General features: G+C 56.0%; 12 protein-coding genes. 4 read left to right on the top strand and 8 right to left on the bottom strand.

Annotation, left to right across the window (positions count from 1 at the left end; all coding sequences use genetic code 11):
- Nucleotides 1-140: 140 nt before the first annotated feature.
- The 4 genes from ACQ3G7_RS00725 to ACQ3G7_RS00710 all read right to left on the bottom strand — a co-directional run bounded on the left by ACQ3G7_RS00725 (nucleotide 141) and on the right by ACQ3G7_RS00710 (nucleotide 2,631).
- Nucleotides 141-1,040: a Dyp-type peroxidase gene (locus ACQ3G7_RS00725; protein ID WP_430888489.1), complete on the bottom strand. Its 900-nt coding sequence runs from the start codon at nucleotides 1,038-1,040 to the stop codon at nucleotides 141-143.
- 92 nt (nucleotides 1,041-1,132) lie between these two features.
- Nucleotides 1,133-1,708, bottom strand: a complete 576-nt coding sequence (locus ACQ3G7_RS00720; protein ID WP_430888488.1) for an RpoE-regulated lipoprotein — start codon at nucleotides 1,706-1,708, stop codon at nucleotides 1,133-1,135.
- A 61-nt stretch (nucleotides 1,709-1,769) separates the two neighbouring features.
- Entirely contained in the window at nucleotides 1,770-2,219 is a 450-nt protein-coding gene (locus tag ACQ3G7_RS00715) for a DUF2919 domain-containing protein (protein ID WP_430888487.1), read from the bottom strand.
- Nucleotides 2,206-2,631 carry a GNAT family acetyltransferase gene (locus ACQ3G7_RS00710; protein WP_061493783.1) on the bottom strand — a complete coding sequence of 142 codons (426 nt, stop codon included), beginning with the start codon at nucleotides 2,629-2,631 and terminating at the stop codon, nucleotides 2,206-2,208. The genes ACQ3G7_RS00715 and ACQ3G7_RS00710 overlap by 14 nt, the downstream gene beginning before the upstream one ends.
- A gap of 214 nt (nucleotides 2,632-2,845) precedes the next feature.
- Here ACQ3G7_RS00710 and amiA point away from each other — a divergent pair, with 214 nt between their 5' ends.
- Entirely contained in the window at nucleotides 2,846-3,718 is an 873-nt protein-coding gene (gene amiA / locus ACQ3G7_RS00705; protein WP_430888486.1) for an N-acetylmuramoyl-L-alanine amidase AmiA, read from the top strand.
- Nucleotides 3,718-4,620, top strand: a complete 903-nt coding sequence (gene hemF, locus ACQ3G7_RS00700) for an oxygen-dependent coproporphyrinogen oxidase (protein ID WP_430888485.1) — start codon at nucleotides 3,718-3,720, stop codon at nucleotides 4,618-4,620. The genes amiA and hemF overlap by 1 nt, the downstream gene beginning before the upstream one ends.
- 61 nt (nucleotides 4,621-4,681) lie before the next feature.
- On the opposite strand, the gene maeB is transcribed toward hemF, so the two are convergent.
- Nucleotides 4,682-6,961, bottom strand: coding sequence for an NADP-dependent oxaloacetate-decarboxylating malate dehydrogenase (gene maeB / locus ACQ3G7_RS00695; protein WP_430888484.1), 2,280 nt, complete (start codon nucleotides 6,959-6,961; stop codon nucleotides 4,682-4,684).
- Nucleotides 6,962-7,241: 280 nt separating this feature from the next.
- Here maeB and tal point away from each other — a divergent pair, with 280 nt between their 5' ends.
- The gene (tal, locus tag ACQ3G7_RS00690; protein ID WP_430888483.1) at nucleotides 7,242-8,192 is read left to right on the top strand and encodes a transaldolase; all 951 of its coding nucleotides are present in this window, start codon (nucleotides 7,242-7,244) and stop codon (nucleotides 8,190-8,192) included.
- 21 nt (nucleotides 8,193-8,213) lie between these two features.
- Nucleotides 8,214-10,208 carry a transketolase gene (gene tkt / locus ACQ3G7_RS00685; protein ID WP_430888482.1) on the top strand — a complete coding sequence of 665 codons (1,995 nt, stop codon included), beginning with the start codon at nucleotides 8,214-8,216 and terminating at the stop codon, nucleotides 10,206-10,208.
- 44 nt (nucleotides 10,209-10,252) lie between these two features.
- Here the strand turns inward: tkt and ACQ3G7_RS00680 are convergent, their stop codons facing one another.
- The 3 genes from ACQ3G7_RS00680 to nudK form a co-directional block, all read right to left on the bottom strand.
- The gene (locus ACQ3G7_RS00680; RefSeq protein WP_430888481.1) at nucleotides 10,253-11,191 is read right to left on the bottom strand and encodes a hypothetical protein; all 939 of its coding nucleotides are present in this window, start codon (nucleotides 11,189-11,191) and stop codon (nucleotides 10,253-10,255) included.
- A 49-nt stretch (nucleotides 11,192-11,240) separates the two neighbouring features.
- The gene (locus ACQ3G7_RS00675; RefSeq protein ID WP_430888480.1) at nucleotides 11,241-12,284 is read right to left on the bottom strand and encodes a DUF1176 domain-containing protein; all 1,044 of its coding nucleotides are present in this window, start codon (nucleotides 12,282-12,284) and stop codon (nucleotides 11,241-11,243) included.
- 122 nt (nucleotides 12,285-12,406) lie between these two features.
- On the bottom strand, nucleotides 12,407-12,982 hold the full coding sequence (gene nudK, locus ACQ3G7_RS00670) for a GDP-mannose pyrophosphatase NudK (protein ID WP_430888479.1): 576 nt from the start codon (nucleotides 12,980-12,982) through the stop codon (nucleotides 12,407-12,409).
- Nucleotides 12,983-13,049: the final 67 nt, after the last annotated feature.

Raw genomic sequence — 13,049 nt, 5'->3', positions numbered from 1 at the left:
CAGTTTATTTATAACGAGTGTGAAAGCAGTAACGGTTTTATATACCAATTGGTGATTTGGAATCAGAAAAGAGTATAAGCAGAAGGGAGTATGCCGGGCGCAAATATCCCCGCCCGGCCTTGCTATGACGCGTGTTGCGCTTACAGCGCCAGCAATCTGTCGAGAGACGGTGCGAAGTAATACCCCCCGGTTACCGGGCGGGTAAAGCGCAGCATCGCATCGCGTTTGCCATCGGCATCGCCGAACATGCTCAGCAGTTGCTGTTCGATGTTATAAAGACGGGCGCAGTAGCTGCAAAAATAAAGACCGTGCGTGCCGCTGGCCGTACCGTAAGGCAGGCTCTGACGGACAATTTTCAACCCTTTACCGTCTTCTTTCAGATCGACACGGGTCAGATGAGAGGTCACCGGACGCGCATCGCCGTCGATCTCCTCATTGGCTTCTTTGGTGCGGCCGATCATCATTTCCTGATCGCCTACGCTCATGCGGTTGAGCTGCTTAAGATTATGCTCCCAGCGTTGCACCATCACATAGCTGCCGCCAGCGTCGACGCCATCCTGAATAATCGCCACGTCACGGCGTTTCTCCGCCCCTGACGGGTTCTCCGTGCCGTCGACAAAACCGCTCAAGTCGCGATCTTCCACCCAACGGAAACCGTGCGTCTCTTCTTTCACTTCCAGCGCATCACCAAACGCGTCCAGCGCTGCCTGTGCCACCGAGAAGTTCACGTCATGACGCAGGGAAAGAATATGGATCAGCACATCGTGCTGCGTTGCCGGTGCCAGACCTTTACCGTACGAGGGGTAATCTTTCAGCTCTGCCGCCCCTTCCCCGCCACTCAGCGCGCGCCACACCGTGTTGCCAAAGGCAACCACCGCACCGAGGTTGGCGTCCGGGAATGTCGTCTGAAATGTCGCCAGCTTATCGGCGAACGCTTTACTGCCCGCGCGCAGGGCATCTGTGTCCCCTTTCACGCTGGCTTCAATCCAAATTGCCGCACGGCAATGCTCTGGCAAAATGCCACTCTGAACCTGAGACATCACTCCTCCTGAAAAAATAATGCCACGCATCCGTGGCATTGATAGCAGCATTGTACCTGTTTTTTAGCGCTGACCGGCGCGATTCGATCAAATTAACGGCGCCAGATAAGCTTGCTGACTTTCCAGTTTTTCAGGACGTCATCCGCAGGCATCAACCCTTCCGGGCCGCTCCACCCACCGGTGAACACATAGCTAATATGCTGGCTACCCGGCGCTTTACACTCCACGCCATTGCTGTCATCGCCGGTTGCTTTCACGCAGTTGCCGAAGGCTTTGTCATACAGCTCAGTGAAAGGCGTCCCGATTTTCACCCCTTTGTCGCTGGCAATATCGTGGTCCAGCACGTCAATACGACTGACTGCGCCATTTTCACCGTTGACCACCAGCGCCAGCTGGTTATCTTTCAGCGCTTCGAAATAACGCACGACCGCGCCATTCTCCGTTTTCATACCGCTGCGCAGACGGTAATCGCCGCTTAATGCATCGCTGATCGCCTGTTCAGTCAGCGGTGTTGCCGCCGTGATCTTACCCACGCCGTTATCGCTAACGTCAACGGAGGAACCAAACCAGTTCCACGGATACGCCGCTGACCAGTTTACGGAGGAGAGGGTCGAACAGCCCGCCAACGCCAGCGGCAGGACGCAAACAACCATACGCAGGGATTTCATACACATTCCTTTCTTGTTCATTTAACGCCTGTTGGAGTCCGGTAAGGGCAAAAAGTGCCGTTCAATGTTGATCGGCATAAAAACAGGCGCGCAGGCGACGGTTTGTCACCAACCATAACAGCGAGACAACGTCGGCAATCACCAGCGCTATCGCCGGACCGGATAACGCCTCGCCGGTTAACCAGCGCCAGGGTTGCCATAACAACAACACCAGTTGCGCCAGCAATAATAAGGGATAGATCGTGCGCCAGAGACGGGGAAACTGTTCGCGGCGACCGCTCAGGACAAAGGCCAACGCCGCAGGCGCGCCGGGGAGCAATCCCAGCCAGAAATCATCGTGGTCGGGGTAGAACAATGCCAGCAGTGCATCTCCCTGCCCGCGTGACGCGCCTGCCATGAGAAACAGCACCCAGGTGCGGGCCTGTAATAACAGCACAAACCAGAACAGAAAAGGCAGCTTAAGACGACCGAGACTGTCGTAATCGGCGGGATTGATCTCAGTACTCTTCATCTTCAATCAAACGCTTGCCCAGGCTCACAGAGTCCATATGTTCATAGCCCAACCGTTCATACATGCCGATCACCATCTCGTTCTCTTCACGCACCATCAGGTTAATTTTCGGGCAGCCACGGGCAATCAATTTTTTCTCCAGCCGGTTGAGCAGCGCGTTGGCAATCCCACGCCCACGAAACTCAGGATGCACGCCCAGATAATACGCAGAACCGCGATGACCGTCATAGCCGCCCATTACCGTCCCGACGACTTCGCCGCCCACTTCAGCCACCAGAAACAGGCTGACGTCGTGATTCACTTTGCGCTCAATATCCATTTCCGGATCGTTCCAGGGCCGCAGCAGACCACAGCGCTCCCACAAGGTGATCACTTCTTCGAAATCTTCCTGGCGAAAAACGCGTATCTCCATGGTATTCCCCATCTTTTTCAACTGTGAAAATAGCGATTATGGCCCTAAGCGCCGCCGTAGCCAATATCCAGCGAGATCGCTGTTGAAAAATGGCATAATGTCACTCTGTCACGTATTGAAATGAAAAGTAAAACAATAGTTCTTACGGACTGTCGTAACGGTAAACACGATACGATATAACACCAGGGACCACGGATAATACAACTCAGGCTGTATGAGCACTTTTAAACCTTTAAAAACACTCACCTCGCGTCGCCAGCTGCTGAAAGCAGGTCTGGCCGCCCTGACATTGTCGGGCATGTCCCGCGCCATCGCAAAGGACGAGACGCCGCTAAAAACCACCACCGGCCACAGCAAGCCAAAAGCAAAGAAAGCAGGCGCCAGGCGCATTGTGATGCTTGACCCTGGTCACGGTGGGATTGATACCGGCGCCATTGGTCATAATGGCTCAAAAGAGAAACATGTTGTGCTGGCGATCGCCAAAAATGTCCGCGCCCAGCTTCGCGCCCAGGGCATTGACGCAAGACTGACGCGCACCGGCGATACCTTTATCCCGTTGTACGATCGTGTCGAGATCGCCCACCAGCATGGCGCAGATCTGTTTATGTCGATCCATGCCGACGGCTTTACCAACCCCAGCGCGGCGGGCGCATCCGTTTTTGCCCTCTCGAATCGCGGTGCCAGTAGCGCGATGGCGAAATACCTGTCGGACAAAGAGAACGCCGCCGATGAAGTCGCCGGGAAAAAAGCGACGGATAAAGATCATCTGCTGCAACAGGTGCTGTTCGATTTGGTGCAGACCGACACCATCAAAAACAGCCTGACGCTGGGTTCGCACATTCTTAAACAGATCAAACCCGTGCACCGCTTGCACAGCCGCAATACAGAGCAGGCAGCATTTGTGGTGCTAAAATCACCGTCAATCCCCTCCGTGCTGGTGGAAACGTCGTTTATCACCAACCCGGCGGAAGAGAAACTGCTGGGTACCGCCGCGTTTCGTCAGAAGATCGCCAACGCGATCGCCGACGGTATACTCAGTTACTTTAACTGGTTTGATAACCATAAAACCCATACGAAGAAACGCTGATGACCACACCCGACGTACACCCGGTAAAAACCGCCCTGCTCAGCTTGCAGGATGAGATCTGCCGCCAGCTCTCGGCGATGGATGGCGCAGCGTTTGTCGAAGACGCCTGGCAGCGCGCGGAAGGGGGCGGCGGGCGCAGCCGCGTATTGCGCGACGGCGGCGTATTTGAACAAGCCGGGGTTAACTTCTCCCATGTGCACGGCGATGCCATGCCCGCTTCCGCCACCGCACACCGCCCTGAACTGGCCGGGCGCAGTTTCGAAGCGATGGGCGTCTCGCTGGTCGTGCACCCGCGTAACCCGTACGTTCCCACCAGCCATGCCAATGTGCGCTTTTTTATTGCCGAGAAACCCGGCGCGGATCCGGTATGGTGGTTTGGCGGCGGTTTCGATCTCACCCCCTATTACGGTTTTGAGGAAGATGCGCAGCACTGGCATCGCACCGCGCGGGATCTCTGCCTGCCGTTTGGCGACGAGGTCTACCCGCGTTACAAAAAATGGTGTGACGACTATTTCCACCTCAAACACCGCAATGAGCAGCGCGGTATTGGCGGGCTGTTTTTTGACGATCTGAACACGCCAGATTTTGATCGCTGCTTCGCCTTTATGCAGGCCGTTGGCAACGGCTATACCGACGCCTATTTGCCGATTGTTGAACGTCGCAAAGCCATCCCTTATGGCGAGCGCGAGCGGGATTTCCAGCTCTATCGCCGCGGGCGCTATGTGGAGTTTAATCTGGTGTGGGATCGCGGAACGTTGTTCGGTTTGCAAACCGGCGGGCGCACCGAGTCGATCCTGATGTCAATGCCGCCGCTGGTGCGCTGGGAATACAACTATCACCCCGCAGAAGGCAGCCCGGAGGCCGCCCTCAGTGAGTTTATTAAAGTCAGAGAGTGGGTTTAATTTTACCGCCCCGATAAGACGAAACCGCCATCAGGCACGGTTAACCTGATGGCGTAACGCATCACAGCGGCTGCGTTTGTGCTTCGACCACCGCCAGCGCGACCATATTGACGATACGGCGTACGGAAGCAATGGGCGTCAGCACATGCACCGGTTTCGCCACCCCCATCAGCACCGGCCCGACGGTGACCCCTTCCGAACTGGAAACACGCAACAGGTTATAGCTGATACGCGCCGCCTCAACGTTCGGCATAATCAGGATATTCGCCGCCCCTTTCAGCGGGCTGTCCGGCATACGTTCATGGCGGATAGCCTCATCCAGCGCGGCATCGCCGTGCATTTCCCCGTCGATCATCAGATCCGGCGCCCGTTCACGCACCAGGGTGAGCGTGTCGCGCATTTTCACCGCCGCCGGGGCATTGGAGGAACCAAACTGCGAGTGAGACAGCAGCGCCACGCGCGGTTCAATCCCGAATCGGCGCACTGTTTCTGCCGCCAACAAGGTGATCTCCGCCAGTTGTTCCGCGCTCGGATCTTCATTGACGTAGGTATCCGTAATAAAGGTGTTGCCGCTTGGCAGCAGCAACGCGTTCATCGCACCCGCAGTATGCACGCTATCGCGATAGCCGAAGATCTCCTGCACGACGCTAAAGTGCTCGAGGTAATCACCAATGGTGCCGCAAATCAGCGCATCCGCTTCACCACGATGAACCATGATGGCGCCAATCACGGTGGTATTGCTAATCACCGCACGTTGCGCCTGCTCCTGAGTGATCCCCCGGCGTTTCATGATCGCGAAGTACTCCATCCAGTACTCTTTAAAACGCGGATCGGATTCGTTGTTCACAATTTCAAAATCAACACCCGGGCGGATTTGCAAACCCAGCTTCTGGATCCGCATCTCAATCACCCCCGGTCGCCCGACAAGGATCGGTTTTGCCAGCCCCAGCGTCACCAGTTCCTGAGTGGCATGCAGTACACGCGGCTCTTCCCCTTCCGCCAGCACCACACGTTTAGGCGCATTGCGGGCCTGGGAGAAGATCGGTTTCATAAACAGATTGGTTTTGTAGACAAACTCGGTGAGTTTATCGACATAGGCATCGAAATCAGCAATCGGTCTTGTCGCCACGCCGGACGCCATCGCAGCTTTTGCCACTGCTGGCGCGATTTTCACAATCAGGCGCGGATCGAACGGTTTCGGGATCAGGTAATCCGGGCCAAAGCTCAGATCCTGATCGCCATAGGCAGACGCCACCACTTCGCTTTGCTCGGCATGGGCCAACTCCGCGATAGCCTTGACTGCGGCCAGTTTCATCTCCTCGTTAATCGCCGTCGCGCCCACATCCAACGCGCCGCGGAAGATAAACGGGAAGCACAGCACGTTATTCACCTGGTTGGGATAGTCAGAACGCCCGGTGCAGATAATGGCGTCCGGACGCACCGCTTTCGCCAGGTCCGGCAGAATTTCCGGCTCCGGGTTAGCCAGTGCGAGGATCAGGGGTTGGCGCGCCATCTCTTTCACCATTTCCGGCGTCAGCACTTTCGGCCCGGAACAGCCAAGGAAAATGTCCGCACCGGCCACCACATCCGCCAGCGTGCGTTTGCCGTCATCCTCCACCGCGTAGGCGGCTTTGGTTTCCACCATATTCGGCCCACGCCCTTTGTAAATCACCCCTTTCGAGTCGCAGACCACAATGTTGTGCTTCTGCATACCGAGCGCCACCAGCAGGTTCATACAAGCAATCGCAGCCGCTCCCGCGCCGGAAACGACCATGCGGACATCAGAGAGGTTTTTCTCGACCACGCGCAGGCCATTCAGAATGGCGGCAGTGCTGATAATCGCCGTACCGTGCTGATCGTCATGAAACACGGGGATGTTCATGCGCTCGCGTAATTTGGCTTCAATATAGAAGCACTCCGGCGCTTTAATATCTTCCAGGTTAATGCCGCCGAATGTCGGTTCCAGCGCGGCGACCACATCGATAAGTTTGTCCGGATCCTGCTCGTCGACTTCGATATCAAACACGTCGATACCGGCGAATTTCTTGAACAGCACCCCTTTTCCTTCCATCACCGGTTTACCGGCCAGCGCGCCAATGTTGCCAAGCCCCAGCACGGCGGTACCGTTGGACACCACTGCCACCAGGTTACCGCGCGCGGTGTATTTGTAGGCTGCCAGCGGATCTTTTTCGATCTCAAGGCACGGCGCCGCAACGCCCGGCGAATACGCCAGCGCCAGATCGCGCTGGGTAGCCAGAGGCTTGGTCGGGGAAACCTGAATTTTCCCCGGACGAGGAAATTCGTGGAAATCGAGGGCACTTTGTTTTAACTGGTCATCCATTTGAGGTTCCTTTCACGTTGCTTTCAGTGTGATAAAGCGTGATTACGATCCCGATGCGCCGCCTAGTATGGCCCCTGAAGCAGCGGCAAACTTTGAACATAGCCAAAATCTCGTCATTCCATAAACAAAGTTGCTATCAATTCATCACATTTTTGTTACCGGTCACTAACGGCAGGTCAGGTGCCCGTCTGCTATGCTTTTTTGTTATGCACCTCTCATCCTCACAAAAGTGCGAGCGAAAGCACTCCAGTAATACATTGCTTTTAAAGGAGTTATTTTCATGAATCACTTAGACGGCCTGAAACAATTCACCACCGTGGTGGCAGACAGCGGCGACATCGAATCCATTCGCCACTACCAGCCGGAAGACGCCACCACCAACCCCTCCCTGCTCCTGAAGGCAGCCGGGCTGGCACACTTCTCCCACCTGATTGACGACGCCATTGCCTATGGTAAAGCGCGCGGTAAAACCCAGGAGCAGCAAGTGGCGGAAGCCAGCGACAAACTGGCGGTTAATTTCGGTACGGAAATTCTGAAAAGCATACCGGGACGCGTATCCACGGAAGTCGATGCCCGTCTCTCCTACGATAAAGAAAAAAGCATCGCCAAAGCGCGCCGCCTGGTGTCGCTCTATCACGATCAGGGTATCGATAAGTCACGCATCCTGATCAAACTGGCATCCACGTGGGAAGGGATCCGCGCGGCAGAAGAGCTGGAAAAAGAGGGCATCCACTGCAACCTGACGCTGCTGTTTTCGTTTGCTCAGGCGCGCGCCTGCGCAGAAGCGGGCGTGTTTCTTATCTCCCCCTTCGTGGGGCGTATTTATGACTGGTATAACGACCGCAAACCGCTTGACCCGTATGTGGTGGATGAAGATCCCGGCGTGAAGTCGGTGCGCAACATCTACGACTACTTCAAACAACACCGCTATACCACCATTGTGATGGGCGCCAGTTTCCGCCGCACCGAGCAGATCCTTGCGCTGGCAGGCTGCGACCGCCTGACCATCTCCCCGGGGCTGCTGAAAGAGTTGCAGGCGCAGGAAGGCACGGTTGAACGCAAGCTGGTGCCGTCGCGGCAAACCTTCCATCGCCCGGAACCGCTTACGGAAGCGGAGTTCCGCTGGGAGCACAACCAGGATCCGATGGCAGTGGAAAAACTGGCGGATGGCATCCGCCAGTTCGCCGTGGACCAACGCAAACTGGAAGATCTAATCGCCGCCAAACTTTAACCCTTTGCCACGGAGTGAACTATGTCCCGTAGAGAGCTAGCTAACGCCATTCGCGCCCTGAGTATGGATGCAGTGCAAAAAGCCAATTCCGGCCACCCTGGTGCGCCAATGGGGATGGCGGATATCGCTGAAGTGCTGTGGAACGACTTTCTGCACCATAACCCGGCGGACCCCACCTGGTACGATCGCGACCGTTTTATTCTCTCCAACGGCCACGCCTCGATGCTGCTGTATAGCCTGCTGCATCTGAGTGGTTACGATTTATCGCTTGATGAGTTGAAAAACTTCCGCCAGTTGCACTCTAAAACGCCGGGACACCCGGAAATCGGCTATACACCTGGGGTGGAAACCACCACTGGCCCACTGGGTCAGGGGCTGGCGAATGCGGTCGGGCTGGCGATTGCCGAACGCACGCTGGCGGCGCAGTTTAACCGCCCCGGCTACGACATTGTCGACCACTACACCTATGTGTTTATGGGCGATGGCTGCCTGATGGAAGGGATCTCCCATGAAGTCAGCTCGCTGGCGGGCACTTTGGGCCTCGGGAAACTGATCGGTTTTTACGATCACAATGGCATCTCCATTGATGGCGAAACCGAAGGCTGGTTTACCGACGACACCGCCAAACGCTTTGAAGCCTATAACTGGCATGTGATTGGCGATATCGACGGTCATTCAGCGGAAGCGGTGAAAAAAGCCATTCTGGAAGCGCAAAGTGTGAAAGATAAACCGTCGCTGATTATCTGCCGTACGGTCATCGGCTTTGGTTCACCGAATAAAGCAGGGAAAGAGGAGTCGCACGGCGCGGCGCTCGGGGAAGAGGAAGTGGCGCTGACCCGGCAGAAACTGGGCTGGCACTACCCAGCGTTTGAGATCCCGAAAGAGATTTATCAGGCATGGGATGCCCGCGAGCGTGGTGCGAAAACCCAGCAGGTCTGGAATGAAAAACGCGAGGCCTGGGCAAAAGCCTACCCGGAACTGGCCGCTGAGTTTACGCGCCGGATGCGCGGCGAACTGCCGGAAGCGTGGGAAAAAACCACCCGGCAGTGGATTAACGAGCTGCAGGCCAATCCGGCGAAAATCGCCACCCGTAAAGCCTCGCAAAATGCCCTCAACACCTATGGCCCGTTGTTGCCGGAACTGCTCGGCGGTTCGGCGGATCTCGCGCCCAGCAACCTGACTATCTGGTCGGGTTCCACCTCGCTGAAAGAGGATCCTGCTGGTAACTATATCCATTACGGCGTGCGTGAGTTTGGTATGACGGCGATTGCTAACGGCATTGCCCATCACGGTGGTTTTGTACCCTACACCGCCACATTCCTGATGTTTGTGGAATATGCCCGTAACGCAGCGCGTATGGCAGCGCTGATGAAAGCGCGGCAAATTATGGTCTATACCCATGACTCGATTGGGCTTGGGGAAGATGGCCCGACTCACCAGGCCGTGGAGCAACTGGCCAGCCTGCGCCTGACGCCCAACTTCAGCACCTGGCGTCCCTGCGACCAGGTTGAAGCCGCCGTCGGCTGGAAGCTGGCAATAGAACGGCATAGCGGCCCGACTGCGTTGATCCTGTCACGCCAGAACCTGGCGCAAATGGAGAGAACGCCGGAGCAGGTGGAGGCGATCAGCCGTGGCGGTTATATCCTGAAAGCGTGCCAGGGCACACCGGATCTTATCCTGATATCCACCGGATCCGAGGTGGAGATCACCATGAAAGCGGCCGAACAGCTCAGTGCGGAAGGCCATCAGGTGCAGGTGGTGTCCCTGCCTTCAACCGATATTTTCGATGCACAGGATGAAGCCTGGCGCGAATCGGTATTGCCATCAAACGTCAGCGCACGCGTGGCAGTGGAAGCGGGGATCGCCGATTACTGGTACAAATATGTCGGCCTGAAAGGCGCGATTGTCGGCATGACCGGTTACGGAGAGTCCGCCCCGGCGGATAAGCTGTTCCCGTACTTCGGCTTTACCGTGGAAAACGTGGTGGCGAAAGCCAAATCGGTTCTGAAAAAATAAGCGCAAAGGCGCGCCAGCGTTTACTGTTCGCTGGCGCGTCATCGCTATTTCAGCACCTGCAATGCCTCGCTGTTTTGCGGGGTGATGATATCTTCCTGCTTCTCATCCCAGAGCGCTTTTTTCACCAGCACATTGCCGCTGTGCTGCGGGTCGCGCTTCACCAGCGTGGCGGCATCATCCTCTTCCTGCATATTGGTGTTCATCGGAAACGACGGAATGGCTTTAATCCACTGCCCTTGCTGAATGTCGTAGACATACACCACCCGCCAGGCGCTGGTCCACCACTCCGGGAAGATGACTACCCTGTCGCGCCCGCTGTCATCCAGTTGCGAAAGCACCTGCACCCCGCCGCCAATACACTGCGGCAGAATGGCCGGTTGAATGGCCGGGTTGCTGCTCCAGACAGAACACTGGCAGTCGCCATCCATATCGCAGCTGCCGCCGTTTTGCGGATCGCGGGCGCTAAGCCAGACGATATCTTTATTGACGCCGTCAAACTTACCCTTGGCGACGCGGCCTTCCACGGCGGTGTCTTTTTGATTCAGCCGGGTGAGTAAATCCGTTTCACCGCTGATGCGCCAGCCGCCCGCCTCTTTTTTGAACATCAACTGTGCGGGATAGTTTTTGACCTGTTTGCCATCAGTGCCCGCCTGTTTGACAAACTCTACCCACGCCTGCCCCGCCTCATCTTCGGCGATATCGAGAGTACTGATAATGCGCTGGGAAAATTGCGGCGTACGGGTTTGAAAATCGTGCTGTTTGTTCAGTACCGCGTCGCTGGCAAGTGGCTGACCAAACCACTGCACCTGCGCGGTGTAGAGATCGCTGCCGGTGGCATTCTGTTCGCCATTAAGATAGTGATTCCACCGTTCAACCTGCCGGGTGATCTCCTGCCGGTCGGCAGCACTGAGCTCCGCCTGCGCAGGCAGGGCGGCGATGAACAGCAGACAGGTGGCAATCCATTGGGCGTATATGTGCTTCATTCTCTCTTTCCCGGATAAAATATTCGGGAGGATTATAAATAACTTACGCTTATCGCGTCACCCACAGCGTCGGCCAGGCATCGGGGCCGTGCCAGTTATCGCAGGTGGGTTCCTGGGCGTAACGCACCAGACGAAAACCCTGCCCATCAAAACGCCAGCGGCTCGCTACACCGCAGTCCGCCAGGCCGCGCCCTTTTGACAAGGTGGTCAGTTCACGGGTTTTCTCATCAAACACGGCGTTCATCAGCTCCATTTCGTCATTACCGTTATCCGGCGTGAATGGCAGATGCAAACGCACAGGGCGCGAAGCAAAGGGCTTTTCTCGCGAAACCAGCCATGCCAGCTCAACGGTGTTGTACGCGCCCGCTTCACAATCAATCATCAGCAAAGCTTTATCGTCCGTCAGCGCGGTGACACGCACCTCGCGGCGCATGGGGTCCAGCGAACACTGGGTGTTGTTCATACGCCAGTTGGCATAATCCAGCAGATCGTTCAGCTCCTGGTGGGTGAGCGGTACGGGCATCGCCGTCACCAGCGCCACCTCTTTTAGCGCAGGCGCGGGCGGTACACTCAACGGCGGCTCATCGCCTTTTTTGATCCATGCGGTTTCGCTACCCACACGCTTTTGCTGTGTGTCGATAAACAACAGCGCGGCTTTAAGACCCAACAGTGAAATCTTGCCTTTACTGCCCGCAAGCGTGATGGCCTGCCCTTCCTGAATCGTTTTCAGGAAGTCAGTAATACCAACGGCGTTATCGGTCATCAAATGCCAGGGTGAGAGCTGCCAGTGTGTCGCCGTCAGTTTCAGGGGCTGTTCATCCAGTAACAAGCGATCGGCAATCGGTGACTCTTTTACCGGCGGCGCGTCTTTACCGCCAAGATCGATACGCAGTGTGGCATCGGTGCGCGCCCCGGCGCTGCGCCCGAGCGTCATCACCAGGCCGCCATGCATTCCGGTGTTGCGGGCAACGCAAAAGTTTTGGTTATTGCAGGTGACCTGCCAGTCGGAGAACGTCTGCTGTGCGGGCGCAGCCTGCAGTAATGGTGCGGTAAACAGACCGCATAGCAACGTGAATAAGCTGCGATAACGCATGAATGGTACAAACCCCGGAAGAAGAGAAGCGCGACGTGCGTATCTTCGGTTTCCGGGGGCGCTGGCTCAATCGGATTTGTCGGATAGCTTCATCCGAAAGATGGAACAAAAAACCTTAAAATTCAGTTCATTATCCCTGACGATTGTAAGTATTGCAGTAAAATCACCGCCTTGCCGTCGCGTATCTCACCGTTTGCCATCATGGATAATGCCTGATGGAAGGGCAGTTCCAGCACTTCAATGTCTTCATCTTCCACGCCACCGCCGTTATTGGCGCGTTGCGCATCGCTGTATTCCGCAATAAAAAAGTGCACGAGTTCCGTTACGCCGCCCGGCGACATATAGAGTTCGAAGACCTTACGCACCTCGCCAACCTGGTAACCGGTCTCTTCGATGGCCTCTTTGCGAATGCAAACTTCCGGTTCATCGTCATCCAGTAAACCCGCACAGGACTCAATTAAGCGCCCATCTTCATTGCCGTTAACCCATGTGGCAATACGGAACTGACGAATCAGCACCACGCTCTGTTTTTCGCGGTTATACAGCAGGATCGTGGCGCCATTGCCCCGATCGTAGACTTCGCGCTTATGACGCACGACTTCACCGTTCTGGCGGGTCAGATCGTAGGTGATATTGCGCAGGATAAAATAATTTTCAGAGAGGAGTTTATCTTTGATAACTTCAATTTTCAGCGACATACAGGCTCCAAAGCGCTAACAATCTGGCGTCATACTACGCCGTGGAGCCTGTTTTGTCGCGAAGAGC

Source organism: Kosakonia sp. N21 (assembly GCF_050587465.1).
Lineage (GTDB): Bacteria > Pseudomonadota > Gammaproteobacteria > Enterobacterales > Enterobacteriaceae.
Note: the sequence above shows the minus strand (reverse complement) of the source record. Positions and strands in the feature narration are given on the sequence as shown.

Bases quoted from the DNA above. Each gene is read 5' to 3' on its own strand.
- ACQ3G7_RS00725 (WP_430888489.1), bottom strand. From the start codon at position 1,040: ATGTCTCAGGTTCAGAGTGGCATTTTGCCAGAGCATTGCCGTGCGGCA.
- ACQ3G7_RS00720 (WP_430888488.1), bottom strand. From the start codon at position 1,708: ATGAAATCCCTGCGTATGGTTGTTTGCGTCCTGCCGCTGGCGTTGGCG.
- ACQ3G7_RS00715 (WP_430888487.1), bottom strand. From the start codon at position 2,219: ATGAAGAGTACTGAGATCAATCCCGCCGATTACGACAGTCTCGGTCGT.
- ACQ3G7_RS00710 (WP_061493783.1), bottom strand. From the start codon at position 2,631: ATGGAGATACGCGTTTTTCGCCAGGAAGATTTCGAAGAAGTGATCACC.
- amiA (WP_430888486.1), top strand. From the start codon at position 2,846: ATGAGCACTTTTAAACCTTTAAAAACACTCACCTCGCGTCGCCAGCTG.
- hemF (WP_430888485.1), top strand. From the start codon at position 3,718: ATGACCACACCCGACGTACACCCGGTAAAAACCGCCCTGCTCAGCTTG.
- maeB (WP_430888484.1), bottom strand. From the start codon at position 6,961: ATGGATGACCAGTTAAAACAAAGTGCCCTCGATTTCCACGAATTTCCT.
- tal (WP_430888483.1), top strand. From the start codon at position 7,242: ATGAATCACTTAGACGGCCTGAAACAATTCACCACCGTGGTGGCAGAC.
- tkt (WP_430888482.1), top strand. From the start codon at position 8,214: ATGTCCCGTAGAGAGCTAGCTAACGCCATTCGCGCCCTGAGTATGGAT.
- ACQ3G7_RS00680 (WP_430888481.1), bottom strand. From the start codon at position 11,191: ATGAAGCACATATACGCCCAATGGATTGCCACCTGTCTGCTGTTCATC.
- ACQ3G7_RS00675 (WP_430888480.1), bottom strand. From the start codon at position 12,284: ATGCGTTATCGCAGCTTATTCACGTTGCTATGCGGTCTGTTTACCGCA.
- nudK (WP_430888479.1), bottom strand. From the start codon at position 12,982: ATGTCGCTGAAAATTGAAGTTATCAAAGATAAACTCCTCTCTGAAAAT.